The organism is Sphingomonas daechungensis (genome assembly GCF_039543105.1).
Classification (GTDB): domain Bacteria; phylum Pseudomonadota; class Alphaproteobacteria; order Sphingomonadales; family Sphingomonadaceae; genus Sphingomicrobium; species Sphingomicrobium daechungense.
Map to the genome: position 1 here is coordinate 63,637 of NZ_BAABJC010000001.1, position 26,256 is coordinate 89,892.

Consider the following 26,256-nt stretch of genomic DNA (forward strand, 5'->3'; position numbering starts at 1 on the left):
CTCCACTGATGTTGGTTGGGCGGGCCTATAGACGCGTGAATTGCGGTTGTCCTCCCACATTGCGGCAGGAATTGCGGCTGTACCCCGCGAGTGCTAGTGCGGCGCGCCGCCGGTCGGGTGGCGGTGCGGGGGCACCAGGAATGCGGGTTCGCGGTCGGTCCAGGCAGTTTCTTCTTTCATGAACGTCACAGCAAGCGGGGGTGCCGAAGCCGAAACCCCACAGGATCATTCGTCCGGGCACGGCCACGGCGGATCATTGGCCAAGCTCGCCGTCGGCGCGATTGGGATTGTCTTTGGGGATATCGGCACGTCGCCGATCTACGCATTTCGCGAGACCTTCGCCGGCCACCACACACTGACGGTCGATCAGCTTCACGTGCATGGCGTGCTGAGCCTGATCTTCTGGTCCATGCTCATTATCGTGACCCTAAAGTACGTCACGATCATCATGAGGGCCGATAACAAGGGCGAGGGCGGGAGCCTGGCGCTTTTGGCCCTGATCAATCGCCAGATCGGCGGCAAGAAACGATGGACCACCGGGATCGTCCTCCTCGGCGTGTTTGCGACGGCGCTCTTCTACGGCGACTCGATGATCACGCCCGCCATCTCGGTCCTCTCGGCAGTGGAGGGCTTAACGACGGTCAACGTCGGGCTCGAGCCCTATGTCATCCCGATTGCGGTCGCCATTCTTGTCGGGCTTTTCGCCATCCAGTCGCACGGCACGGCTCGGGTCGGGGCGCTGTTCGGGCCAGTGATGCTGTTCTATTTCGTGACCATCGCGGTGCTCGGCGTGATCCACATCATGGATCGCCCGCAGGTCATCCTGAACACCCTCAATCCCTGGCACGCGGTCCACTTCTTCGTGCAAGAGCCGACGCGCGCGTTCATCGCGCTTGGCTCCGTCGTTCTCGCCGTGACCGGCGCAGAAGCGCTCTACGCGGACATGGGGCATTTCGGACGAAGGCCGATCCGCGTGTCGTGGATCTATTTCGTTATGCCTGCCCTGCTCCTGAATTACATGGGACAGGGGGCGATGCTTCTCTCGATGGAGGAAGCCCAGGCTCTCGAAACGGTCAAGAATCCGTTCTTCTATCTCGCGCCGGATGCGCTGCGTCTGCCGCTGGTCCTGCTCGCCACCATGGCGACGATCATCGCGAGCCAAGCCGTGATTTCAGGAGCCTTCTCGGTCACGCAGCAGGCGATCCAGCTGGGCTTCGTCCCGCGCCTCCGCATCGCGCACACCAGCGAAAGCGCTGCCGGCCAGATCTACATTCCGGTCGTGAATTGGGCGCTGATGATCATGGTGATCCTGCTCGTGATCATGTTCGGCAGCTCTTCGAACCTGGCCGCGGCTTACGGTATCGCGGTGACCGGCGCGATGCTGATCGACGCGGTTCTGATCTCGGTCGTGTTGCTGCAGCTGTGGAACTGGAATCGCTTCCTGGCGATCGGCCTGCTTGCGCTCTTCTTTACGGTCGACGGTCTCTATCTTGGCGCCAACCTGCTGAAGATCCCCGCGGGTGGGTGGTTCCCGCTGCTGATCGGAGCCATCGCCTTCACTCTGCTTACGACTTGGGCGAAGGGCCGCCAGCTGCTTATTGCCCGCATGGACGAAGCCAGCCTGCCGATGGAGATCTTTATCAAGTCGGCGGCGACCAGTGCGGCGCGTGTGCCTGGCACGGCCGTGTTCATGACCAGCTCCGCCGCTGGCGTGCCGCATGCGCTGCTTCACAACCTGAAGCACAACAAGGTGCTTCATGAGCGCGTGATCCTGCTTACCGTGAAGATCCAGGACGTGCCTTACGTACCGGAGGAAAAAAGGTCGGAGACCGTCGATTATACCGCCGGTTTCTACCGCGTGATCCTAAACTACGGCTTCATGGAAGAAGTGAACGTTCCTGCGGCGCTGACCAAGCTCAGGGGCACCGGTCCCGCGTGCAAGATGATGGACACCAGCTTCTTCCTCGCACGCCAGACCTTGATCGCGTCTTCACGCCCGGGAATGGCAATCTGGCGTGAAAAGCTGTTCGCCTGGATGTTGCGCAATGCAGAAAGCGCGATGGAATTCTTCAAGCTGCCGACCAATCGCGTCGTCGAGCTGGGCAGCCAGGTCGAGATCTGAACCATCGGCCCGCCCCGCGCATTTCCGCGCAATGGCTGATACCATTTCCTGGATCGCGACAGTCGCGACAATCATCGCCGCCTCGATGACGGCAGCAAACCTCGGATCGCGAGTTACGGGATACGGGTTCTGTGTCTTCCTCGTCGGGTCCCTGTCATGGCTTGCCGCGGGCCTGATGACGAACCAGCCGGCTTTGACCTGGACCAACGTCGTTCTGACGGTCCTGAACATCTTCGGCATCTGGCGGTGGCTAGGCCGGCAGGCAGGGATCGAGAAGGGCGCTTCCGTCGCGGCCTCCGCGAGTGCGCAAGAGCCGGAGGAAAGCCTCTTTCCTGTCTCGCTCCTCCTGAAAGCGCCGATCGAGGCTGGAGATGGCTCCATCGGAACGTCTGTAGACGCGATGGCGGGCTGCCAAAGTGGACGTCTTCGCTATGTCGTTGCCTCCGAAGGCGGCGTGGCCGGTGTCGGTGAAACACTCCGCAAAATTCCTTGGAGAAATGCGCGAGTGGATTCGGATCGTCTCGTCGTCGAAATGGGGGCGATGGACGACTTTCAGCAGATCGAGAAGGATCGATGGCCGGCCCGCTGATCGTGACGGCAGAGCTTGCGGAGCCTGATTTTGCATGGCTGAACGGGCTGCGGTGCCAGCACTTTCCGCCAGAGCGGAACCAACTTCCGGCTCATCTCACCATGTTCCATGCGATCCCTCCGTCGGCGGAGGATGAGGTTCGCGGAATCCTGCGGCGGCTTGCTGAATACGCCGCTCCACGAGCTTGGATCGCGGGTGTCATGAACCTTGGTGGCGGAGTGGCGCTGCGGATTGCTTCGGATGAACTCGACGCCATGCGGTCGGAGATCGCGACGCGCCTTCACGGGCTCCTGACCGCTCAGGACTCGGCAGGATGGTCCGCCCACGTAACCATCCAGAACAAAGTCGCCCCGAAGGTTGCACGGGCACTGATCGAAGCGCTAGGTGAGACGTACGACCGGCGCCCGGTCTCGATCTCCGGTCTAGGACTCCATCGCTACATGGGCGGGCCTTGGGAAACGCTAAGGACGTATTCCTTCAGGGGTTAGCTGAGGTCGCCGATCCCGTCGCAACTCAGATCGAAGGCCGCCATCCCGGCTTCCAGCACAGACGCCAGCATTGGCATGTCCATCAGCTCCGCGATCGCAGCATCGCTTCCGCCGCGAGTGAGGTCGCTCGCTTCCTCGACGGCCTCGTCCCAGTCGCCAACGTCATAGGTGCCTTGTCCGACCCAGCAGAACGCGACGACTTCGGCCAGCTGATCCTCTCCAAGGTCTTCGAAAACTGCCTTCAACTCTTCCTCGACACTGTCATTGATCGAGTCGTCGAGGACCGAGAGGGTGCCTTCTTCCTCATCGTCGACATTGTCCGCAGCCTCGCCACCGTCATAGTCGGTCGGCGTCTGGGCCTCATATTCACGCGCCCGAAGGATGATCCGGCAAAGGGTCTCGAGCGGGGTCAAAGGGTCCATCAACGTGCCTTTCGATTATGCCGGTTGAACGAGAGCAGCCGTAAGCGGTTCCTCGCGTTGACCGACACAATGTGCACACCTATATGGCCGCGGCGCTACCCGCCCGGCGGGAATGCGAATATCATGCCTTATCGGGGCGGAGTAGCTCAGCTGGTTAGAGCAGCGGAATCATAATCCGCGTGTCGGGGGTTCAAGTCCCTCCTCCGCTACCACCCCGCAAGCAGATCAGTCGCGGCGCTTGCGTCCCAGCAGCCCGACGAGCCCTACCAGCCCGACGATGCCCCACGGAAATCCGCCACCCGACTTCCGCTCGTGAGTCGGCGCCGGAGCAGGTTCGGTGACTTCCGTTGTCATCGTTTCGGCAGGAGCCGCGTTGAGGTCTGTCGGCGCAACCACATTATCGGCGGGAGCCGCGGTCATTGCGGCATTCGCATCGACCGCCGCGTTCGTATCGTTTTGAGCAGCTGCCGGCGCCGCGGAAATTGCGGCCGCCAAAGCAAACACAATCACTTTGCGCATTTCTGGTCTCCTTGCGCCGTCGCTATTCGACGGAGGCGGGGTGATAGCTGTCCTCGCCGTGTTCCTTTTTCAGACCCAGCAGGCCTAGCAGTCCCAAAGCGCCGAGCAGGTTCAGCCAGTCGATCTTGGGCGGGCCGCTCCGCAGGCGTTCCTGCGTTTCGGTCCGGATACCGCTTTCGTTGGTGTCCTGCGCTTGCGCAGCGGGGGCGGCCAGTGCGGCCGCCACGAGCATGCCGAGCATCCATCGAGTTCGCATGGTGCCCTCCTGTATTTGCGCCAGTCGTTGCGCAGGAGTCGCATACCACCTTATGCGCAACGGTTGGAAGAGGGCTTGGATTTCCGCCAAAAAGCAAACGCCCGGACCGCTGAGCGACCCGGGCGTCCTGCGTGACGATTGCTCGTCAGCCCCCTTGGTGTCCTGCTGCGTCCCGCCTTTAGCGCGTCGCTGCAGGCTTCCGACATCGGCCCCAAGGGGCAGCCCGACGGAAGAGCCTCAAGCTAGGCCGCATCTCCCCGGCTTGTCACTTGCATATCGAACCTGCCCGGGTTTTTGCGCATCGCCTGTGTCGAGTCTGCCACATCGGCAGACGTGGCTCGTCGCATTGCGCTTGTTGGAATAGCGCCTTAGGGCACCGGCTCTCGCCACGCTTGGAGGCAATTGAAATTGCGCGTTTCCCGCTATTTTCTGCCAGTCCTTAAGGAAAGCCCGACGGACGCCCAGATCGTCAGCCACAAGCTGATGCTGCGGGCCGGGCTCGTTCGTCAGACCGCTGCGGGAATCTACTCCTGGCTGCCAATAGGCTTCCGAGTCCTGCAGAAGATCGAGCAGATCGTTCGCGAGGAACAGGATCGCGCTGGAGCGATCGAGATGCTGATGCCGACGATCCAGTCGGCCGACCTGTGGCGCGAGAGCGGACGATACGACGCGTACGGCCCGGAAATGCTGCGCATCCGGGACCGGCATGATCGCGAGATGCTCTACGGTCCGACGAATGAGGAAATGCTCACCGCGATCGTTCGCGACGAGCTGAAGAGCTATCGCGAACTTCCGCGTACGCTCTACCACATCCAATGGAAGTTCCGCGACGAAGTGCGCCCTCGCTTCGGCGTGATGCGCGGGCGCGAATTCCTGATGAAGGACGCCTACAGCTTCGATCTCGACGAAGAGGGTGCGCGGCAGAGCTATTACACGCAGTTGCTGGCTTATCTGCGAACGTTTCAGCGCCTCGGAATTCAGGCAGTGCCGATGAAGGCTGCGTCTGGCCCGATCGGCGGCGACCTCAGTCACGAATTCATCGTCCTCGCGCCCACCGGCGAGAGCGAGGTGTTCTATGACGCAGCATTCGAGGAATTCGACTGGCAACAGTCAGATCTCCAGTATGGCGACGCCGAGGGCCTGAAGGCGCTGTTTGAGCGGGTGAGTTCTACCTACTCCGCGACCGACGAGACGCACGACGAGGCCCGCTGGGCAACGCTTTCCGAAGACCGCAAGCGGACCGGTCGAGGGATCGAAGTCGGTCACATCTTCTACTTCGGCGACAAATATTCCGCGGCCATGGGTCTCAAGGTCTCGGGCTCGGACGGGAAGCCGGTCACTCCGATGATGGGAAGCTACGGCGTCGGTGTTTCCCGGCTGGTGGGCGCAATCATCGAGGCGAGCCATGACGACGCCGGCATCATCTGGCCCGAGAGCGTGGCGCCTTGGAAGGTTGGCATCGTTACCATGCGGCAGGACGACGAGCCGAGCGTGGCGGCAGCCGAGGAGCTGTACGGCAATCTGCAGCTTGCCGGCATTGAAGTCGCCTACGACGATCGCGACGAGCGCGGCGGGGCGAAGCTGGCGACGATGGATTTGATCGGACTGCCTTGGCAGGTCGTGGTCGGACCGCGCGGGATCGCGGCAGGAACGGTGGAACTCAAGCGCCGTTCATCTGGTGAGCGCCATGAGCTGAGCGTGGAATCCGCTCTCGCGAGGCTGTCCGAATGATCCTGAACAGGTACGAGCGCGCGGTCGCTCGACGCTATCTTCTTCCCGGCAAGGGTGAGGGATTCATCTTCCTCGTCGCCTCGATCAGCCTGTTTGCGGTTGCTCTTGGGGTTGCCGCGCTGATCATCGTGATGAGCGTAATGAACGGCTTTCGCGCCGAGCTGTTCGACAAGATTGTCGGACTCAACGGGCACGCGATCGTTCAGGGTTATGAGGGGCGCCTGGCCGACTGGCAAAACATTGCCGACACCGCGCGCAAGCTTCCCGGCGTCACGTCGGCGACTCCGCTGATCGAGCAGCCACTGATGGCCTCGGCCAATGGCCGCGTCGAAGGCGTGATCGTCCGCGGCCTCCGCCTGGAAGACATCCGCGGCAACAAAGTGATCACAAGCAACGTCCTGTCCGGAAACATCAATTCGATCACACCGGGCAGCGGGCGGGTCGCAATTGGGTCGCGGCTCGCGGAGACGCTTGGCGCCTACGTCGGGAGCGAAATCAGCCTGATCAGTCCGGACGGCCGCTCCACCCCGGTCGGGACGGTTCCACGGATCGTCTCCTACCAGGTGGGAGCCATCTTCGAGGTCGGCGTCTACGATTACGACAAGTCGTTTGTCGTCATGCCGATGCAGGACGCCCAGACCTTATTGATGATGGGCGACCAGGTGGGGATGGTCGAAATCCAGACCAGCAATCCGGACAAGGCTCGTCAGATCCTCGAACCCCTCGCTCCAACGGTTCAGGGCAAGGGGATTCTCGTCGACTGGCAGCAGATGAACTCGGCGCTGTTCGAGGCGCTGGAGATCGAGCGCGTCGCAATGTTCGTCGTCCTGTCGCTGATCGTGCTGGTCGCGGTGTTCAACATCCTGTCGTCGCTGATCATGCTCGTCCGGGCGAAGACCCGCGACATCGCGATCCTGCGGACCATGGGCGCCAGCCGGCGGAGCATGATGAAGGTCTTCGTGACGGTTGGTGTGACCATCGGATCGCTCGGGATCGTATTGGGCATCATTCTTGGCGCGATCTTCCTCTTCTTCCGGCAGTCGGTAGTGGACGGGATTCAGTTCGTGACGGGCCAGAACCTGTGGGATCCATCGGTGCGCTTCCTTTCGGAGCTGCCGTCCAAATCCGATCCGGTCGAAGTCACCGCGATTATCCTGATCGCCCTGATCCTGTCCTTCCTCGCGACACTGTACCCGGCGTGGAAGGCCGCGAGCACCGATCCGGTCCAGGTCCTTCGCTATGAGTGACGCAGTCCTTTCGACGCGTGGCCTCAAGCGGAGCTTCACGCAGGGCGACGTCACAATTCATGTCCTCCGAGGTGTGGACCTGGATGTCATGCCCGGCGAGATCGTTGCGTTGCTCGGTCCTTCGGGATCGGGCAAATCCACATTGCTTCAAGCGGTTGGCCTGCTCGAAGGCGGGTTCGAAGGGTCGATCCGGATTGCGGGCCGCGAGGCATCCACGCTCGACGACAACGGGAGGACCGACCTGCGCCGCAATGCGCTCGGGTTCGTTTACCAGTTTCACCACCTCCTTCCGGAATTCAACGCGCGCGAAAATGTAGTGCTTCCGCAGCTGATCCATGGCGCGGAGACCGATGCCGCGCGAGGGCGTGCGGAGCAGCTTCTCGGGGCGCTTGGGCTCGGATCGCGGCTCGATCACCGTCCTTCGAAACTTTCCGGCGGCGAGCAGCAGCGCGTTGCGGTCGCGCGGGCCCTTGCCAACAAGCCGCCGCTGGTCCTCGCGGATGAGCCGACCGGCAATCTTGACGAAGCAACCGCCGATACGGTGCTGGCCGAGTTCCTCTCGCTGGTACGCGGGGAGGGGAGTGCGGCCCTTGTCGCCACTCACAACGAACGGCTTGCGGCGAAGATGGACCGCGTGGTGCGTCTCCACGAAGGTCAGCTGCAGTAGTGGACCCGCAAGGCGAAGGCGGCGGTCAGCGCATCAATGCGACCGTGATTGCTTCCGTCGCGCTTGGCGTCCTTATCCTGATCCTGGTCGGTATGATGCTGTGGGGCAGCCGCTCCAGCGAGAACGATCGCCTGACCGGTGACGAGGTTAGCGCGTCAGCGGGCGATCCGTCGTCACTCTGTTCAGGAGAAGCGACCTCCGCGGCCATTCGGACCGCGATCTTCCAGCAGGCAGCGGAGCTTCGCGGTAGCGATCAGGCGGCTCTCGCCAAGATCGCCTCGGCCGCCTCCGTCCGCATGGAAGCCGCGGTGCTTCGCGATGAAGGCACGGATGGCAGTGTCACTTGCAACGGGACCTTGACGCTCGACCTTCCTCCCGGCGTTGCTGCCGGTGGTAAGAGCTCGCTCAGTGCCGATGTTCTCTATACCGTCCAACAGGGTGCGGGATCGGATGCGCGGACGGTCACGTTGACGGATGCCTCGGCGATCGTCGGGCCACTCTCGTCAATTGCGACGACAGCGCCGGACAATACGGATCCGTTGTCGAACACAACGATCAATGGAGTTGACGTCATAACACCGCCCGATCCGCTGGCTCCCCAGCCGGAAGCTGCGGGCGGGCCAAGCTTCAACTGCGCAAATGCACGCACGGCGGGAGAAGCTGCGGTCTGCGACGACCCAAATCTCGCCGCCCTCGACCGCAGGATGTCCGCGCAATTCGCCGGCGCATTGGCCCAAGCGAGCCCGGAACAGCGCGAGCTCCTCATCCGTACCCGCAACGAATTCCTCGGCTATCGCGATCAGTGTACGGAAAATGCCTGCATCGCCGACACGTACCGTGGACGCATGCGCGAAATTCGCGACATCATGACTGGCGACTGGCACCCCCAAAGATAGTTGCCATAGCGTTCGGGCGGCACCTCAAAAACATGTGGAAAAGCGCGGGCGTGCAGATGCGTTTTGTCGCTTACGGCGCCATATTCGGCGAGTGACTCAGCCCTACGTTTCGCTTCGCGTCTTCTCTTCCTTCACGATGCTAGAAGGGGCGATGGAGCCGAAAGCGATTGCGGAGCGCGCGGCCAAGCTCGGTTTCCCGGCCGTCGCCCTGACCGACCGCAATGGACTCTACGCCGCGATGGCTTTCACGGATGGGTGCTCCGCAAAGGGCGTTCAGCCAATCGTTGGGGCTATGCTCGCTGTTGCGCGACCTCCAGAGCTGGGCATTGGAGTCGATTGGATCGTCCTGCTCGCTAAAGACGAGCAGGGCTATTCGAACCTGTGCCACCTCGTCTCCTCTGCGCACCTCGACCGTCCGGTCGAGTTCGATCCTCACGTGGAATTCAGCGCCCTTGAGGCGAAGAGCGAGGGCCTCATCGCTCTGACAGCCGGCTCAGAGGGGGCGCTCGCCCGTCTCGTGTCAGAAGGGCAGCTGGACAAATCTAAGGCCTATCTGGACCACCTGCAGGCCGCGTTCCCGGACCGCCTGTACGTCGAAATTATCCGCCGCGGAGATCCCGTTGAAGAAGCGTCGGAAGACCGGCTGATCGAACTTGCATACGAACGCGATCTTCCGCTCGTGGCGACCAATCCGGCAGCCTACTCCGATCCAAGCTTCCATGCCGCGCACGATGCCATGCTTTGCATCGCGCAATCCGCTTACGTCGAAAGCTCCGACCGGAAGACGTCTTCGCCCGAAGCATGGCTGAAGGACTCGGCGGCGATGGCGGAACTGTTCATCGATCTTCCGGAAGCATTGGCCAATACAGGCGTCATCGCCATGCGCTGCGCCGTCGGGGCGCCGAGCCGTCGGCCCATCCTTCCAAGGCTTTCCGACCATGAAGATGAGCAGCTACGCACCGATGCCTTCGCCGGCCTGGATGCGCGTCTCGTGGGCCGCAACGAGGAGGAAAAGGCCGCCTATCGAGAGCGGCTCGAGTTCGAGATTGACGTCATTACCCGCATGGGGTTTGCCGGCTACTTCCTGATCGTCGCCGACTTCATCAAATGGGCGAAAGCGCACGATATTCCGGTCGGGCCGGGTCGCGGCTCCGGGGCAGGATCCGTCGTCGCCTGGGCACTGACGATCACCGACCTCGATCCGCTTGCCCTCAATCTGCTCTTCGAGCGCTTCTTGAACCCGGAACGTGTGTCGATGCCCGACTTCGACATCGACTTCTGCGAAACCCGTCGCGACGAGGTCATTTCCTACGTCCAGCAGAAGTACGGGCGCGATCGCGTTGCGCAAATCATTACCTTCGGGCGCCTGAAGGCGCGCGCGGTGCTGAAGGACACCGGGCGCGTCCTGCAGATGAGCTATGGGCAGGTCGACCGCCTCGCCAAGCTGATCCCCAACCATCCGACCGATCCGTGGACTCTCGAGCGCTCGCTGAATGGCGTGTCGGAGCTAGCGGCCGAGTACAAAGGCGATTCCGAGGTTCGCCGGCTGTTCGACCTGGCGATGAAGCTCGAGGGGCTTCCTCGCCACGCGTCGACTCACGCTGCGGGCGTTGTCATCGGCGACCGCAGCCTTGACGACCTGGTGCCGCTGTATCGCGATCCGCGATCCGACATGCCGGTCACTCAGTTCGACATGAAATATGTCGAGGCCGCGGGTCTGGTGAAATTCGACTTTCTCGGCCTGAAGACACTCTCGGTGCTCAAGGAAGCCGAGCGGCTGCTGGCCGAGCAGGGCATCGAAGTCGAGTTCTCGACCCTGACCTGGGACGATCCGGACGTCTACGAACTTCTCCAGCGCGGCGACACGGTCGGCGTGTTCCAGCTGGAATCCGAGGGTATGCGGCGAACACTTGCGGCCGTCCGCCCGACCAACTTCGGCGACATCATCGCGCTCGTCTCGCTGTACCGGCCGGGTCCGATGGACAACATTCCGATGTTCGGCGACCGCAAGAACGGACGCGCCGAACTCGCTTATCCGCATCCGATGCTGGAGGAAGTGCTCAAGGAGACTTACGGGATCTTCGTCTACCAGGAGCAGGTGATGCAGGCGGCGCAGGTGCTCGCTGGCTATTCACTGGGCGAAGCCGACCTTCTCCGCCGTGCCATGGGCAAGAAGATCAAGTCGGAGATGGATGCGCAGCGGGCGCGCTTCGTCGAGGGCTGCAAGGCGCATAATATCACTCCGGCCAAGGCGTCAGAGTTGTTCGATTTGATCGACAAGTTCGCCGGGTACGGCTTCAACAAGTCGCACGCAGCCGCTTACGCGCTGGTCGCTTATCACACGGGTTGGCTGAAGGCGCATCACCGCCCCGAATTCTATGCCGCGTCGATGAGCTTCGACATCGCGCTGACCGACAAGCTGGCCTTGTTCGTGGAGGACATGCGGCGCGGCGAGATCGAATGCCTGCCGCCCTGCATCAACGCGAGCGAGGCGGCCTTCTCCGTTGAAAACGGCAAGGTCCGTTATGCCCTTGGCGCCCTCAAAGGGGTTGGCGAGAAGGCGATGGAAGCGCTCGTTACGGAACGTGAGATGAACGGCCCGTTCAAGTCCCTCGATGACTTCGCCGAGCGGATCGACCCGCGCCTGCTCAACCGGCGCCAGATCGAGAGCCTCGCCGCTTCGGGCGCTTTCGACGCGATCGCTCCCGACCGGGCAGCAGTCCATGCGTCGGCCGAAACCATCCTTGCCCACGCGGCCAGCGCGGCCGATCAGCGCAACAGCGGGCAGGGTGGGCTGTTCGGCGGCGGCAGCTCTGCGATGGCTCCAATCCGGCTGACCAAGGCCGAGGCATGGTCGCTCGCTCAGCGGATGGCGGCCGAGCGTGACTCGTTCGGCTTCTATTTCTCCGCCCATCCGGTGGATTCCCACCGGCACATCCTGGAAGCGAACAAGGCAAAGACCTTTGCGCAGCTTGCCGATTTGCCGATGCCCGCAGAGGGCAGGGCGGGTGCCGTGATGGCGGCGCTGGTGGAAGATGTGCGCTGGAGAACGTCGGCCAAGGGGCGCCGCTATCTGATGGCGACGCTCAGCGATTCCTCCGGGCAATTCCAAGCCAGCATTTTCGACGATGACGCCAGTGCGGCTGTGGAAGCTGCCGCGAAGGCTCAGACTTGCGGCCTGCTGACCGTCGAACTCGACAAGCGTCCGGGCGACGAACTTCCGCGCGTGGCGATCAAACGTTTCCAACCGCTGGAGACGTTGGCGAAGCGGACAAGGCTGCAGATGGAAGTACGCGTGCCATCCGCGACGCTTGTGCCAGCAATTGCCCGAGAGCTGTCCAACGTTGGCGGTGGCGGCGGGCTTGTGCGCCTGTTCCTCCCCTTGTCGACCGGCGGCGAAGCAATTGTCGTGGCGGGTCGCGACTTCGCGCTCGATGCAGAGCTCCAGGCTCGCATCGAGCGGATTGCCGGCGAGGGGAGTGTCGACCTTTCCGTGCAGGAACCGCCGAGACTCGCCCTCGTCAGCTAGCGGCTAAGCCATCCAGAAGCCGTCTGCGTTCACAAGGCCCGTGATCTTGGCATTCTGTTCGTCGCTAAGATCGCGCTTGAAGGCGGGGAAGACTTCTTCCTCTTCCATGTGCGCGTGCTTCGACACCAAAGAGCGGAACTCCCGGACTTTCTCGAGCCAGTTCGGGGCCTCCGGGCCCATGTTCTTGAGTTCGTAGAGGTAGGTCTTGACGTAACCGTGCTCGCCTTCGAGCTCGTCGGCGTTGACGGCCATGTTGGCTTCGCGAAGTGCGGGATAAACGACCATTTCCTCCTGGTGCGCATGCTTGTCGAGCGCATGGGTCAGCTTCATCAGCAGCATGCTGCGCTTCCAGGTCTGCGTCTCGTCGGTTGCCAGCATCTTGTCGAAGATGCCCAAGGCCAGCTCGTGCTCAGCGGCGAGGATGTCATCCCAGTCGCCCGCTAGGGATTCCATTCCCTGCATCAGGAATTTGCGGCCGTAGTTCGCCGCAAAGCCGATTGCTGCGCCGGCCAGCGCTGCTCCGAGAAGCGGCCCGGCGTTCTCGCCCCAGGTAAAGGCGCTCCGGTCACCACCGCTTCGGGTCTGGCTGCGGTCGCTGTTGCCGTTACCTGATCGTGACGAGCCGCGATTGTTCGAGCGGCTGCTGGATGAGGATCGACTCTGAGTACGTGTAGCCATCACTTGTCCTCCATTTTGGGTTTGCGGCCTGAACGGCGGGCAAGCACCCGTCGTTCCTCAACCGAACGCAAAAAGGCCGGGCGATGAACGGTTTAGCTACTGACCGACCGGCGGAGGCGGCGGACTTTCCTCTGATCTGACGGGAGGGCTCGCCTCATTCGTCGCGGGTTGCTGCTGAGGAGCCGGCGCGGGGGCGTTGATGACAACCGGCTCCGGCGACTCAGGCGGCAGCTCTTCGACGGCCTCATTTAGCGGAGGCAGGGGTTTCGCGCTTTCATATTCTTCACCTGGGAGACCCGTGGATGGCCTTGCGGTCTTCGGCGCATCCTTGTTCTTCGGAGGAACGACGTCGCGGTAGACGCAGGCGTCGAGACCGTCGCGGGCAACGATGCCGATCCTCGAGCTGATTGAATTGCCATAGCGGCGCGTGAACCCCTTCGGTGTGACCGCTCCGCGCTTCTTTGGAAGAGGGAGGACCGCGGCGATACGCGCAGCTTCCGTCGGACTCATCGCGCTCGCGTCGTGATCGAAATAGCGCTGCGATCCCGCGTTGACGCCATATGTGCCGATCCCGGTTTCAGCGACGTTGAGATAGACCTCCATGATCCGGCGCTTGCCCCAGACATGCTCGATAAGGAACGTGAACCAGGCTTCCAGGCCCTTACGGAAATAGCCGCCTCCCTGCCACAGGAAGACGTTCTTGGCGGTCTGCTGACTGATCGTTGATCCGCCGCGGATTCGACCTCCGGAAGCGTTGCGTTTCATTGCATCTTCAATGGCTTCCACATCGAAGCCACTATGGGAACAGAACTTGCTGTCTTCGGCGCCGATCGCGGCGCGGACCATGTCGCGATCGATGTCCTCGATGCTCATCCAGTCCTTCGTCGCACCGCGTCCGGCGACGATGTCTCCAAGCATGGTCGCTGTGATCGGCGGGTTTACGAAGCGATAAGCCAGCACCCACAGGAATGAGCCGACCAGGAAAATGAGCGCCAGCTTCATCAAAAACACGATCAGTCGGACGATCGGACCGCGCTTGTTCGGCCTACGGCGCTTGTACTGGGGAATGGTGGACTTGGGTCGCTTCGCCATGCAATTCGACTAGCGAGCGGCCGACGCGCCGTCGAGCTTGGCCATCAACGCCAGCGTGCCGGGATCATTCTTGCGGAACGCCAGAGCGGCGGCCGCCTCTCGGCGTGCTCCCGCCAAATCACCCTGCGCCTCCAACGCGAGGGCGAGGTCACGGCGCACCGGATAGTGCCATGCGGGAGGATCCGAGACGGACCGGAAGTCGTCGCTCTCCTCGTGCTCCGCGGCTTCCGCGAAGGCCTGGGCAGCCTCCTTCGGCCGATGCGCCATCATGTCAGCGCGGCCCACAAGCACGTTGCGCGCGATGTAAGTCATGGTCTGGGCCTGCAGCGAGCCGTCGTCCTTGCTGAGTTCGCCGGTGACGCCATGAATCGCGGCTGCTTCCTTGCGGACCGCTTCCTCATTCCCAAGCTTCGCAAAGGCTTCGCCGCGCGCGTAATGCCATGCGGCCTCGAGGAACGGCAATTTCGGTTGCGGAAGAGCCAGCACGTCCTTTGGGTCCGAGAATAGGGCCATGGCGTAATAGCCGTTCGCGGCAATCATCTGCCGATAGGGTCCGGCCTTGCCGTCCGATTGCGACATCTCGACAAGCGGACGGCCGAGCCGGAGTGCGATGTCGGCATCGCCTGCCTGAAGCGCGCCCCCAAGTCCGAAGGTTACGTTGTGCGCGTGATACGGCAGTCCCCACACGCCGTTCGGTGCGGGAAGGCCCAGCTTCTTCGCGTTGTCGATACCGATTTCGACGGCCCGCATGTTCGCCTTTGCCGCATCCTCATAGCGGCCGACCCAGTAATAGGTGTGGCTTGGCATGTGGACGAGATGGCTCGCCCTTGGAGCCAGCGTCCCAAGCCGGTCCGCGTAGGGCTCCGCGAGCGCCGGTCGCTCGGCGATCTCCGTTGCGTGGATGTAGAAATGGATTGCCGGTGTATCGTTCGGATTGCGCCGAAGTACGCGCTCGAGCAGCGGGATCGACAGCTCGGCATTCAACTTCCAGTCCTCTGCGGTATCGGCCTTCGTCATCAGCCATGCGTCCGCGGCCATGACGGCGATCTCGTCATCGTCAGGATATCTCGAAGCGAGAGCGGCCATCGCCTTCGCGAATTTCAAATCGCCGTCCTTGCCTCCGCCACCGTCCTTGTAGCGCAACTGAAGAGCATGAATGAGCTGGCGTTCGCGCTCGGAGCCTTTGGCCTTGGCAAGGTCCGCGGCTTTGTCCGCCAGTTCGGCAAGCTTCGCGACCTCGTCCTCGCTCTTGCCGTAGTTGATCGTCGGGCCATCGGCCCAGGCCTGTCCCCATAGGCACATCGCACATTGGGGATCGAGCCGGACGGACTCCTCCATCGCTTCGACTGCGGCCTTGTGGGCGAAGGCATGAGCGAGCTGCATCCCGTTGTTGAAGAAGGCCTGCGCCTTCGGATTGGCAGTCGTGATCGTGAACCCGCCGTTACCATAGCCGTCAAGGATGAGGGCCTTCGGTGGGGTGGCCTCCTTCATCAGGTGGCCTTGGTGTTCGCTGGACTGGGCCATGACCGGCGCTGCAGCGCAGGCCAGCAAGGCAAAAGCGATGCGTTTCATGCTATCCCCCCTGGCGAAGACGCTAGCATTCGAACACTGGCCGTCAACGGCGCTCCTTGCCGCAGTGCAGCAGCGCATTTACATGCCGCCTGCGATGACCTCGACGAACGATATCCGCCGCTCCTTCCTCGATTACTTCGAGACGAACGGGCATGCGCGCGTCCAATCCGCACCCTTGGTGCCGCAGAACGATCCGACCCTGATGTTCGTGAACGCGGGCATGGTGCCGTTCAAGAACGTGTTCACGGGACTCGAGAGCAAGCCTTACTCGACCGCGACCAGCTCCCAGAAATGCGTCCGCGCCGGCGGCAAGCACAACGATCTCGACAACGTCGGCTATACCGCGCGGCACCATACCTTCTTCGAAATGCTCGGGAATTTCTCGTTCGGCGATTACTTCAAGGATCGAGCGATCGAACTTGCGTGGAACCTCATTACGAAGGAATGGGGGATCAGTCCAGACCGGCTGACCGCCACCGTTTATCATACTGACGACGAGGCATTCGATCTTTGGAAGAAGATCTCCGGGCTTCCCGACAGCCGGATCATCCGCATCCCGACCAAGGACAATTTCTGGGCGATGGGCGACGACGGCCCATGCGGTCCGTGTTCCGAGATTTTCTACGACCATGGCGATCATATTCCGGGCGGTCCTCCGGGCTCGCCTGACGAAGACGGCGATCGCTTCGTCGAGATCTGGAACCTGGTCTTCATGCAATACGAGCAGGCGGCCGGTGAGATCGTCTCCGAATTGCCGAAGAAGAGCATCGATACGGGCATGGGCCTCGAGCGCCTCTCGGCGGTCCTGCAGGGCGTGCACGACAATTACGACACGGACATGTTTCGTGCGTTGATCGAAGCCAGCGAAGCGCTGACCAAGACCAAGGCGGAAGGCGACAAGCAGGCAAGCCATCGCGTGATCGCCGACCACCTGCGCGCATCGGGCTTCCTTGTGGCGGATGGCGTCCTGCCGGCGAACGAGGGCAGGGGCTATGTCCTCCGCCGGATCATGCGGCGCGCGATGCGGCACGCCCATCTGCTCGGCGCCAAGGAGCCCTTGATGTACCGCCTTGTGCCGGCGCTGGTCGCGGAGATGGGCGCGGCTTTCCCCGAGCTGGTACGAGCGCAGCCGCTGATCGAGGCTACATTGCAACAAGAAGAGGTGCGCTTCCGCCAGACGCTGGCGAACGGCCTCAAGCTACTCGACGAAGCGACTGTCTCTCTAGCGGCCGGCGGTACTTTACCCGGCGAAACGGCCTTCAAGCTCTACGACACGTTCGGCTTTCCTTACGACCTGACCGAAGATGCGCTGCGCGTTCGCGGGCTTGGTGTCGATCGCGAAGGCTTCGATGCCGCAATGGCGCAGCAGAGGGCGGCGGCGCGGGCTGCCTGGAAAGGTTCGGGCGAGCGCGCCTCCGACGAACTGTGGTTCGACATCGCCGAGGAGTTCGGGAGCACCGAATTCACTGGATATTCTGGGGATGAAGGGGAGGGCGTCGCCCTTGCGATCGTCAAGGATGGGAAGCGTGTCGAGCGGGCTGAGATTGGCGAGATCGTCGACATCGTGCCCAACCAGACGCCTTTCTACGGCGAAAGTGGCGGCCAGATCGGCGACACAGGAAAATTGACTACGCTCAAAGGCTTCCAGGGCGATGTCCAGGACACGATGAAGCCGCTTGGGCGGCTGCACGTCCTCCGCACCAAGGTCGTCGCGGGCGAGCTGACGGTCGGCGAGACCGTCCACCAAGCCGTCGATGCCGAGCGCAGGGACCGCGTCCGCGCCAACCATAGCGCAACCCACCTGCTGCATGCGGCCCTTCGCCATCGTTTGGGTACGCACGTCACCCAGAAAGGGAGCCTGGTTGCTCCCGACTACTTCCGTTTCGATTTCTCGCATCCCAAGGCGCTGACGCGCGAGGAGATCGATCAGGTCGAAGCGGATGTGAACGCGCAGATTCGGGGCAATGAGACCGTGCAGACCCGGTTAATGACGCCCGACGAAGCGATCGCCGCCGGAGCCATGGCCCTGTTCGGCGAGAAATATGGCGATGAAGTTCGCGTTCTCTCGATGGGACGAACCTCGGAGGCGGACTATTCCGTCGAGCTGTGCGGCGGGACTCACGTTCGGGCGCTGGGGGATATCCAGCTGCTGAAGATCATCGGCGAAAGTGCGGTGTCTTCCGGAGTGCGCAGGATCGAGGCGTTTACTGGCGAGGCCGCTCGCAAATGGCTCGGCGATCGCGACACCAAGCTGCGGGAGGCGGCCGCGACACTCAAGTCATCGCCGGATGAAGTGCCCGCGCGGATCGCATCGCTGGTCGAAGAGCGGCGGCGCTTGGAGCGCGAGCTCGCCGACGCAAAGAAGGCGTTGGCCATGGGCGGAGGCTCGGCGAAGGCGGATGCGACGGCGCCAGAGCAGGTCGGCGGTCACAGCTTCCTCGGTCAGGTCGTAGAAGGCTTGAATCCCAAAGACTTGCGGTCCACCGTTGACACCATGAAGCAGCGCGTCGGTTCGGGAATTGCAGCGCTCATCGCGGTCAACGATGGGCGCGCGAGCGTCGCCGTCGGCGTAACCGACGATCTGACGGGACAGGTCAATGCCGTCGACCTTCTCAAGGCGGCGGTCAGCGCGCTCGGCGGGCAGGGCGGCGGAGGACGGCCCGATATGGCGCAAGGCGGCGGACCTGACGGGTCCAAGGCGGAGGAAGCGCTTGCGGCGGTCAAGGACGCGCTGGAAAAGGTCGCTGCGTGATCGATACGGCTGGCACTGAGCCAGTTACACTGAACGGCTCATGCCATTGCGGTGCGGTCAGGTTTACGGCCGAGCTGCCACTCGGCCTTTCGTCCGCGCGGCGCTGTACCTGCAGCATCTGCCGGATGCGTGGTGCGGTGGCGGTCACGTCGACGCCTCAGGGATTCCATCTGCTTCAAGGCGAGGAGCAGCTCGGAACCTATCGCTTCAATACGAGGTCGGCCGAGCATCACTTCTGCACCGTCTGCGGCATCTACACTCACCACAAGCGCCGGTCGAACCCCGATCAGCTCGGCGTCAATGTTGCCTGTCTCGAGGGCCTCTCACCGTTCGACTTCAGAGAAATCGTCGTCTTCGACGGCGACCGTCACCCGGCGGATAATGCGGAGCACAAGACTTACGCCGCGGGCGTGCTTCGGTTCGAACCCGCAACCGACTGACGCGAGTCCCTTGCTCTGCGCCGTCCAAGTCGCGGCTCAGCCTCCATTTCCGCCTGCGCCATGATCTCTGATCGCAGTTCCGACCTCTTCTCGTGGATGCTGGCGATGACGGGTCCCATCGCCACGCCAATGTCGACCAGGACAGCTTCGGACAGCTGAAGGGATGCTTCGAGCGTCTCCGGCACGGCGTCGGTCACGCCGGCTTCGTAAAGCTTGGCCGCATGGTCGGTGTCACGAGCTCGGGCGATGATGGCGAGCTCCGGAAAACTGCTCCGCAGCCGTCTTGTCAGGCGCGCGACGAGCACGGGATCGTCCATCGTCAGGACCAGGGCGGAGGAGCTTCCCAAGTTCAATTTCTCGATCAGTTCGGTGCGCGCGACATCTCCGAACAGAATGCTGTAACCGGCCTCTCGCGCAGACATAACGTTGTCGATGTCGCTGTCGACGGCGAGATAGGGGCGGCCGTGTTCCTCGAGCATGTCGGCAACCATCCGCCCGACCCGGCCGAAGCCGAACACAATTGTACGTCCTTCGGCACCGCCTTCCGCGGCTTCGAGGGCGTGCGGGTCGACACGCCTTGCAGCCAGCCGGCCGAGCATTGCCAGCAGGGGCGTAATGGTGAGGCCGATCGCCGTCGCTGCCTGCCAGAAAGTCGCGGTGCTTTGCGCGATTGCACCCGTTGCCGCAGCAGCGCCAAGTAGGATCAAAGTCGTCTCCGAGGGCGAGGCCATCAGCAGACCGGTTTCGGCGGCTACGCCGACACGCGAGCCGCTCAACCGCAACAGCCCACCCGTTACGAATGCTTTGACGACGAGAATGCCCACCAATGCCAGGAGCAGCTGCGGCCAGATGCTGGTCAGCAACCGGAAATCAATTCGCATGCCGATCGTGATCAGGAAAATTCCGAGTGCGAGGCCGCGGAACGGCGCCGTCACCACTTCGACTTCGCTATGATATTCGGTCTCGGCGATCAGGACGCCAGCGATCAGCGCTCCCAGGATCGGTGATAGTCCAACCGCGCCGGTGGCAATGCTTGCAAGGATCACCACCAGCAGGCTGACGGCCAAGAAAATCTCTGGGCTCTTGGTCCGCGCCGCCTGGGCAAACAGCGCGGGAAGGAAAAGCCTGCCGATGAGCAACAGTCCGCCGATGACGATCGCCCCTTTCCACGCCACCTCAATGAGGCCGGACGCGGCAGCTGCGGCGGCGGTGCCGAAAACGAAGAGCAGCGGCACGAGTGCAAGGTCCTCGAACAGCAGCATGGCAAGCGCCGCCTTTCCGACGGGGCTCGTCGTACCGGCGATCGGCAGCACCAGTGCAGTGGACGACATTGCAAGGGCGAAACCGAGGACCGCAGCGCTCGAAGCCGTGTGACCAAAAAGCGCCAGCGCACCGCCGATCAGAGCCGCGCTCAAAATGAGCTCAGCTGCCCCAATCCCGAATACCATCTTCCGCATCGCGACGAGGCGTCGAAAACTTAGTTCGAGCCCGATCGCAAAGAGGAGAAGGATAATGCCGAACTCGGCGAATGGGTCGATCGCCTCACGGTTGGAAATGGTCAGGTAGTTCAGCCACGAGAACTCATGTGTCAGGCCACCGAGGCCGGAAGGACCGACGATCATCCCGACCAGGATAAAGCCGATCACCGGCGAGATGCGCAGGCGGGCAAAGGCCGGGATGACGATCCCTGCTGCCCCGAGGATCACCAGGGCATCGCTGAAGCCAGATGTTCCGAATTCGCCGTGCATACCGGCTTTAGAGCAGGTGCCCGAAAATCTGTCACCCTCGCGGCTTGCTCGAACGTTTCCTCCAGCGTCTGGAGAAAATGATCATGAGCAAGCAGTTGAAGGCTGGCGACAGCGTTAGTTGGAAATCGCATGGCGGTACGGCCGAAGGAAAGGTCGTGAAAAAGCTCACGGAGCCAACCCACATCAAGGGTCACAAGGTCGCCGCGTCGAAGGATAATCCCGAATACCTCGTGGAGACGGATGACGGGAAGCAAGCAGCCCACAAAGCGGAGGCGCTCACTAGGCGCTGACTTCCGGCCGTAACGGCTGTAAGCCGACGGCATGACGTCAGAGCAAGACGCAGACCTCATCGTCGTTGGCGGAGGGCCGGCGGGCGTCATGGCCGGCCTGCTTTTCGCGCGCGCCGGCTGCGAAGTTCGCATCTTCGAGAAGCATGCTGATTTCTTCCGCGATTTCCGCGGCGACACGGTTCATCCCTCAACGATGGAGATCCTCGATCAGCTCGGGATGCTGGAGCGCTTCCTCCAGCGCCCGCATAACAAGGTCGATAAGGCGGAACTACGGCTGGCCGGGCGTGAATGGACGATCGGCGACTTGTCACACCTTCACACGCCCGCGCCATTCATTGCGATGATGCCGCAGTGGGAATTTCTCGATTTCCTTCGCGTCGAGGCCAAAGCCTTCCCCGGCTTTCACCTCGAGATGGAGACGCCGGTCGAAAGCTTTGCTGAGGAGCAGGGCAGGGTGGTTGGCGTCCGACTGAAGAATGGTCGCGATGTTCGAGCACCGCTCACAATCGCCGCTGACGGCCGAGCATCGATCGTTCGGCAAACCTTGCCCGTTGAGGACCTCGGCGCGCCGATCGACGTCTTCTGGTTTCGCCTCGCCAAGCCGGAGAAGGAGGTCGGCGGGCTGCGGGGTAATGTCGAGAGCGGCCGCATTCTGGTAATGATCGATCGCGGCGATTACTGGCAATGTGCGTTCGTCATCCCGAAAGGAGCCGCTGAAGCCTACCAGCAGCGGGGGATCGAAGCGATCCGCGAGGAAGTGGCGGCGGCGGCACCTGAAGGGCTGAACCTAACCGAGCTCGACGAGATTACGGATTTGCACCTTTTGAGCGTGAAGCTCGACCGGCTCACGACCTGGCACCAGAACGGCTTGCTGGCGATTGGTGACGCAGCTCATGCAATGTCACCAATCGGAGGCATTGGCATCAACCTCGCGGTTCAAGATGCAGTTGCCGCGGCCAACATTCTCGCGGCGCCGCTGGCACGAGGCGAGGATGTCGATCCGTACCTCCGCAAGGTCGAGGAGCGCCGCCTGTTCCCGACACGCGTGATCCAAGGCGCACAAAAGGCCGCGCAGGAACGCGTCATCGGTCGCGTCATTCAGTCTCGGGAGCCAATCCGGCGGGCGCCGTTCATCGTGCGCCTGTTCGATCGCTTCCCGCTTCTGCGCAGGATTCCAGGACGCCTTGTCGGGCTCGGCGTCAGGCGCGAGCGGGTTCGCTCTCCGCTGGCGCCTCTTCCCAGGATTTCATCGTCGTTTCGAGGTTCTTGACGATCGTGTCGAAGAACTGCTCGGTGGTCATCCAGGGCTGATCCGGGCCGACGAGGATTGCGAGGTCCTTCGTCATGTGACCGGCCTCGACCGTGTCGATGCAAACCTGCTCGAGCGTTTCCGCAAATCGGACGACGTCGGGCGTCTCGTCGATCTTGCCGCGGAACTTCAGGCCGCCGGTCCACGCGAAGATGGACGCGATTGGATTGGTCGAGGTCGCCTTGCCCTGCTGGTGCATACGGTAGTGGCGGGTGACGGTGCCGTGAGCAGCCTCCGCTTCGACCGTCTTGCCGTCCGGGGTCATCAGGATCGAGGTCATCAGGCCCAACGAACCAAAGCCTTGAGCAACCTGGTCCGACTGAACGTCTCCGTCGTAGTTCTTGCAGGCCCAGATGAACTTGCCGCTCCATTTGAGAGCGCTGGCGACCATGTCGTCGATCAGGCGATGCTGATATTCGATACCCAGTTCGTCGAACTTCGCCTTGAATTCGTTGTCGAAGGTTTCCTGGAAGATATCCTTGAAGCGACCATCGTAAGCCTTGAGGATCGTATTCTTCGTCGACAGGTAGACCGGCCACTTGCGGTTGATTCCGTAGTTGAAGCTGGCGCGGGCAAAGTCGCGAATAGACTCGTCCAGGTTGTACATCCCCATGGCGACGCCGGCGCTCGGGAAATCGAACACTTCATGCTCGATCTCCTGGCCGTCCTCTCCGACGAACTTAATTGTCAGCTTGCCGGGACCGGGGACCTTGAAATCGGTCGCCTTGTACTGGTCGCCGAACGCGTGACGACCGATCACGATCGGATCCGTCCAGCCAGGGATGATCCTCGGCACGTTGGCGATGACGATGGGCTCGCGAAACACGACGCCGCCAAGAATGTTGCGGATGGTGCCGTTGGGCGATTTCCACATCTTCTTAAGGCTAAATTCTTCAACTCGGGCTTCGTCAGGCGTGATCGTTGCGCACTTCACGCCTACGCCGTGCTTCTTGATCGCTTCGGCGGCCTCGACCGTAATCCTGTCCTCGGTCTCGTCGCGCTTCTCGATGCCGAGGTCGTAGTAAAGCAGGTCCACATCGAGGAATGGCAGGATCAGGCGCTCTCGGATCCACTGCCAGATGATGCGGGTCATTTCGTCGCCGTCGAGCTCGACGACCGGGTTTTTCACCTTGATCTTGGACATAGACTTCCTGCTTTTCGGATTTGGCGGGGCATTAGGACGCGGACCCGCTTCAGGCAACCGCAGCGTTGTGCGCTGCCGACAGCCTCTTTAAGGAGGCGCCCATGCCCTCACTGGACAAGCCCGGCGGCGCGCTCGCCCCGACCACCACCGTCAAATGGCGTTTCCCCTCAACCCACCCGGAAGGCCGCAAGTTCGCAGCCGGTTCTGCCGCCGTCACATTGTTCGCGTTCCTTCTTGGCTGGCAGTTCGTCGGCTGGATCCTGGTCGGACTGACGATCTGGATCTTCGCGTTCTTTCGCGACCCGATCCGAACCACACCGCGCGGCGACAATCTGATCATTGCCCCGGCAGACGGGCTGATCACGATGATTTCGAAAGTCGCTCCGCCGCCTGAACTGGCCGGAGCGGAAGGGCTGGATGCGACTGAGTACACACGCGTTTCGATTTTCATGAGCGTGTTCGACGTCCACATCAATCGGTCGCCTGTGACCGGGCGTGTGCGGAAGGTGGCCTACATGCCAGGCAAATTCCTGAACGCCGATCTCGACAAAGCGAGTGAGGACAATGAGCGGCAACACATCGTCGTCGAGACAGGCGCGGGCGTCCGGATCGGCTTCACGCAGATCGCGGGCCTCGTCGCGCGCCGAATCCTGACGTTCGTGCAGGAAGGCGATATTGTGGAGGCGGGCGAACGCGTCGGCCTCATCCGCTTCGGGAGCCGCGTCGACGTCTATCTGCCGGCAGGGACCGGACCTCGCGTCCTTCTTGGCCAACGCGCGATCGCCGGCGAGACGGTAATCGCCGAACTTGGGGTGCAGCCGGAGCTGGTCGGGATCAGCCAGTGACCGAAGAGCACGACCTTCGCGGGCGGCATGGAATTCCGTTCCGGGCGATGGTCCCGAATGCGATCACTCTTCTCGCGCTGTGCTTTGGCCTGACTGGCGTGAGCCTGGCCATCGGCGCCGAATGGGAAAAGGCATTGGCTGCAGTCGTGTTCGCAGGCGTGCTGGACGGCTTCGACGGACGGATCGCTCGCTTGTTGCGCGCGCAGAGCAGATTCGGGGCAGAACTCGACTCTCTCAGCGACAATATCGCGTTCGGGACTGCTCCGGCCCTGATCCTTTTCCTGTGGTCGCTCCAAACCGCGCCGCGGTTCGGATGGATCGCAGCGCTAGCGCTCGCTGTTTGCTGCGCTCTTCGACTCGCTCGCTTCAACGCGCGCATCGATGCCGACGATCAGCCCCACAAGTCGGCCGGCTTCAACACCGGTGTTCCCGCACCTGCGGGGGCGGGGCTCGCCTTCGTGCCGATCTTCCTGTGGCTGATTACCGGCGAAGACGTTTTTAGGCGGTGGGAACTGGTGATGGCGTGGACGTTGTTCATCGCCGCGCTGATGATCTCGAGCCTTCCAACCTTCAGCTGGTCCTCAATTCGCATCCGAAGTGGAATGCGCCTCTTCGCCTTGGCCGGCGTGGCGCTTCTTGGAGCGTCACTGATCCGGGCGCCGTGGATTACACTCTTGGCGGTGGCGCTGCTTTACCTCCTAATGCTGCCGTTCGCCTTCGCGTCCTATCAAAAGGTCAAGCAGCGGCGCGCAACTGGGGCTTGGCCCGCAGGGGCTGACGTCGCGCCATCCGTGCGCGAGACGGCCGGAACCGAATAACCAGAGAAACGCCGGTTGTTGCGGGCACTTCGCCACGCAGGGCCGCGGCAATGCGCGGCCCGGAGCGTGCGAAAATCTCGGTGAAGACGACGGTTGCGGCCCACAGGACCGACAGGAAGACCAGGGTAACGATCGGTGCGATCATGACGACGTCCCTTTGTTTGACGGCACAACCGTAACGGACTTGCTTTGTTCCGCCTTGGTCTGCGCCGAAGCTGCTGGGACGGACCAATGTTCCTAATTTGTTCTTATTCGTCAAGTGGCAAAGTTTGAAGCTCCACTGCCCTTGAAACTACTGGCACCTTCCGCTAATTGGCGCGCCATCCCACAGGCGGAGCTTACATACCGGTGCCAGTCGAAAGATTGGTGACACGGCTCCGCTGAGGCAAAACCGGAAGGAGACTACCTATGGCGACCAACGTCGTCACCATGCAGCAATTGCTCGAAGCCGGAGCGCACTTCGGCCACCAGACCCACCGTTGGAACCCGCGGATGAAGCCGTACATTTTCGGCGACCGCAACGGCGTTCACATCATCGACCTGTCGCAGACCGTGCCGCTTTTCTCGCGCGCGCTCGACTTCGTCACCCAGACCGTCCAGCGCGGCGGCAAGGTCCTGTTCGTCGGCACCAAGCGCCAGGCTCAGGACGCGGTCGCTGAAGCTGCTCGCGTTTCGGGCCAGCACTTCGTCAACCATCGTTGGCTCGGCGGCATGCTGACCAATTGGAAGACGATCTCCAACTCGATCAAGCGCCTCAAGACGCTTGAAGAGCAGCTGTCGGGCGACACCGCCGGCCTCACCAAGAAGGAAGTCCTTCAGCTGACCCGCGAGCGCGACAAGCTTGAGAAGTCGCTGGGCGGCATCCGCGACATGGGCGGCCTGCCGGACATCATGTTCGTCGTCGACACCAACAAGGAAGAGCTGGCGATCAAGGAAGCCAACGTCCTTGGCATTCCCGTCGTCGCGATCCTTGATTCGAACAGCGACCCGAGCGGCATCGCATTCCCGGTCCCGGGCAATGACGACGCCAGCCGCGCGATCCGCCTCTACACGGACGCGGTTGCCGAAGCCGTCAGCAACGGCCGCACCGGCAATGCTGCTG

The 26,256-nt window shown here is 62.3% G+C and carries 22 protein-coding genes, 1 tRNA gene and 1 pseudogene; 16 read left to right on the plus strand and 8 right to left on the minus strand.

Annotated features, from left to right (window positions below):
• The first annotated feature begins 178 nt into the window (after positions 1-178).
• Genes ABD928_RS00340 through ABD928_RS00350 form a run of 3 tightly spaced genes read left to right on the plus strand, consistent with a single transcriptional unit; the run spans position 179 to position 3,199 of the window.
• Positions 179-2,122, plus strand: a complete 1,944-nt coding sequence (locus ABD928_RS00340) for a potassium transporter Kup (RefSeq protein ID WP_345164984.1) — start codon at positions 179-181, stop codon at positions 2,120-2,122.
• 31 nt (positions 2,123-2,153) lie between these two features.
• Positions 2,154-2,711 (plus strand): PRC-barrel domain-containing protein, encoded by a 558-nt coding sequence (locus tag ABD928_RS00345; RefSeq protein ID WP_187714005.1) that lies wholly within the window; start codon positions 2,154-2,156, stop codon positions 2,709-2,711.
• The gene (locus ABD928_RS00350; protein WP_345164989.1) at positions 2,696-3,199 is read left to right on the plus strand and encodes a 2'-5' RNA ligase family protein; all 504 of its coding nucleotides are present in this window, start codon (positions 2,696-2,698) and stop codon (positions 3,197-3,199) included. Before ABD928_RS00345 ends, ABD928_RS00350 begins: the two co-directional genes overlap by 16 nt.
• Here ABD928_RS00350 and ABD928_RS00355 read toward each other — a convergent pair.
• Positions 3,196-3,621, minus strand: coding sequence for a DUF3775 domain-containing protein (locus tag ABD928_RS00355; RefSeq protein ID WP_187714006.1), 426 nt, complete (start codon positions 3,619-3,621; stop codon positions 3,196-3,198). The two genes, ABD928_RS00350 and ABD928_RS00355, sit on opposite strands and share 4 nt — an antisense overlap.
• 135 nt (positions 3,622-3,756) lie before the next feature.
• On the opposite strand from ABD928_RS00355, the gene ABD928_RS00360 reads away from it, so the two are divergent.
• Positions 3,757-3,833 (plus strand) — tRNA-Met (locus ABD928_RS00360).
• Positions 3,834-3,846: 13 nt separating this feature from the next.
• Here the strand turns inward: ABD928_RS00360 and ABD928_RS00365 are convergent.
• Together ABD928_RS00365 and ABD928_RS00370 are read right to left on the minus strand one after the other, a co-directional pair.
• A complete protein-coding gene (locus ABD928_RS00365; protein WP_187714007.1) occupies positions 3,847-4,140 on the minus strand; it encodes a WGxxGxxG family protein in 294 nt (97 codons plus the stop codon).
• Between the two features lie 22 nt (positions 4,141-4,162).
• The gene (locus ABD928_RS00370; RefSeq protein WP_187714008.1) at positions 4,163-4,396 is read right to left on the minus strand and encodes a hypothetical protein; all 234 of its coding nucleotides are present in this window, start codon (positions 4,394-4,396) and stop codon (positions 4,163-4,165) included.
• Positions 4,397-4,804: 408 nt separating this feature from the next.
• Between ABD928_RS00370 and proS the strand changes: the two genes are divergently transcribed.
• From proS to dnaE, 5 genes are all read left to right on the plus strand, one after another.
• Entirely contained in the window at positions 4,805-6,127 is a 1,323-nt protein-coding gene (gene proS, locus ABD928_RS00375; RefSeq protein WP_345164996.1) for a proline--tRNA ligase, read from the plus strand.
• On the plus strand, positions 6,124-7,374 hold the full coding sequence (locus ABD928_RS00380; RefSeq protein ID WP_187714009.1) for a lipoprotein-releasing ABC transporter permease subunit: 1,251 nt from the start codon (positions 6,124-6,126) through the stop codon (positions 7,372-7,374). Before proS ends, ABD928_RS00380 begins: the two co-directional genes overlap by 4 nt.
• Positions 7,367-8,041, plus strand: coding sequence for an ABC transporter ATP-binding protein (locus ABD928_RS00385; protein ID WP_345165001.1), 675 nt, complete (start codon positions 7,367-7,369; stop codon positions 8,039-8,041). The genes ABD928_RS00380 and ABD928_RS00385 overlap by 8 nt, the downstream gene beginning before the upstream one ends.
• Positions 8,041-8,937 carry a lysozyme inhibitor LprI family protein gene (locus tag ABD928_RS00390; protein ID WP_187714010.1) on the plus strand — a complete coding sequence of 299 codons (897 nt, stop codon included), beginning with the start codon at positions 8,041-8,043 and terminating at the stop codon, positions 8,935-8,937. Before ABD928_RS00385 ends, ABD928_RS00390 begins: the two co-directional genes overlap by 1 nt.
• A 91-nt stretch (positions 8,938-9,028) precedes the next feature.
• Entirely contained in the window at positions 9,029-12,466 is a 3,438-nt protein-coding gene (gene dnaE, locus ABD928_RS00395) for a DNA polymerase III subunit alpha (RefSeq protein WP_345165005.1), read from the plus strand.
• A 3-nt stretch (positions 12,467-12,469) separates the two neighbouring features.
• Here the strand turns inward: dnaE and ABD928_RS00400 are convergent, their stop codons facing one another.
• The 3 genes and pseudogenes from ABD928_RS00400 to ABD928_RS00410 form a co-directional block, all read right to left on the minus strand.
• Positions 12,470-13,144: a hemerythrin domain-containing protein gene (locus ABD928_RS00400; RefSeq protein WP_187714011.1), complete on the minus strand. Its 675-nt coding sequence runs from the start codon at positions 13,142-13,144 to the stop codon at positions 12,470-12,472.
• A gap of 357 nt (positions 13,145-13,501) precedes the next feature.
• Positions 13,502-14,236: pseudogene (gene mtgA / locus ABD928_RS00405) on the minus strand (monofunctional biosynthetic peptidoglycan transglycosylase); the annotation flags it as partial.
• Between the two features lie 9 nt (positions 14,237-14,245).
• Positions 14,246-15,808: a hypothetical protein gene (locus ABD928_RS00410; RefSeq protein ID WP_187714013.1), complete on the minus strand. Its 1,563-nt coding sequence runs from the start codon at positions 15,806-15,808 to the stop codon at positions 14,246-14,248.
• A gap of 94 nt (positions 15,809-15,902) precedes the next feature.
• Between ABD928_RS00410 and alaS the strand changes: the two genes are divergently transcribed.
• Complete coding sequence (gene alaS, locus ABD928_RS00415) at positions 15,903-18,560, plus strand: alanine--tRNA ligase (RefSeq protein ID WP_187715873.1); 2,658 nt, start codon at positions 15,903-15,905, stop codon at positions 18,558-18,560.
• The gene (locus ABD928_RS00420; protein ID WP_223276154.1) at positions 18,557-19,000 is read left to right on the plus strand and encodes a GFA family protein; all 444 of its coding nucleotides are present in this window, start codon (positions 18,557-18,559) and stop codon (positions 18,998-19,000) included. The genes alaS and ABD928_RS00420 overlap by 4 nt, the downstream gene beginning before the upstream one ends.
• Here the strand turns inward: ABD928_RS00420 and ABD928_RS00425 are convergent.
• A complete protein-coding gene (locus tag ABD928_RS00425) occupies positions 18,958-20,748 on the minus strand; it encodes a cation:proton antiporter domain-containing protein (protein WP_345165014.1) in 1,791 nt (596 codons plus the stop codon). The genes ABD928_RS00420 and ABD928_RS00425 overlap by 43 nt on opposite strands.
• 83 nt (positions 20,749-20,831) lie before the next feature.
• On the opposite strand from ABD928_RS00425, the gene ABD928_RS00430 reads away from it, so the two are divergent.
• A complete protein-coding gene (locus tag ABD928_RS00430; protein ID WP_187714014.1) occupies positions 20,832-21,038 on the plus strand; it encodes a hypervirulence associated TUDOR domain-containing protein in 207 nt (68 codons plus the stop codon).
• A gap of 31 nt (positions 21,039-21,069) precedes the next feature.
• Positions 21,070-22,308 carry an FAD-dependent oxidoreductase gene (locus tag ABD928_RS00435; protein ID WP_345165018.1) on the plus strand — a complete coding sequence of 413 codons (1,239 nt, stop codon included), beginning with the start codon at positions 21,070-21,072 and terminating at the stop codon, positions 22,306-22,308.
• Here ABD928_RS00435 and ABD928_RS00440 read toward each other — a convergent pair.
• A complete protein-coding gene (locus tag ABD928_RS00440; RefSeq protein WP_187714015.1) occupies positions 22,238-23,491 on the minus strand; it encodes an NADP-dependent isocitrate dehydrogenase in 1,254 nt (417 codons plus the stop codon). The genes ABD928_RS00435 and ABD928_RS00440 overlap by 71 nt on opposite strands.
• A gap of 101 nt (positions 23,492-23,592) precedes the next feature.
• Between ABD928_RS00440 and ABD928_RS00445 the strand changes: the two genes are divergently transcribed.
• The 3 genes from ABD928_RS00445 to rpsB form a co-directional block, all read left to right on the plus strand.
• Positions 23,593-24,336, plus strand: a complete 744-nt coding sequence (locus tag ABD928_RS00445) for a phosphatidylserine decarboxylase (RefSeq protein WP_345165023.1) — start codon at positions 23,593-23,595, stop codon at positions 24,334-24,336.
• A gap of 47 nt (positions 24,337-24,383) precedes the next feature.
• Complete coding sequence (locus ABD928_RS00450) at positions 24,384-25,154, plus strand: CDP-alcohol phosphatidyltransferase family protein (protein ID WP_345170112.1); 771 nt, start codon at positions 24,384-24,386, stop codon at positions 25,152-25,154.
• Positions 25,155-25,562: 408 nt separating this feature from the next.
• On the plus strand, positions 25,563-26,256 hold a 694-nt coding region (rpsB, locus tag ABD928_RS00455; protein WP_345165026.1), incomplete at its 3' end, for a 30S ribosomal protein S2.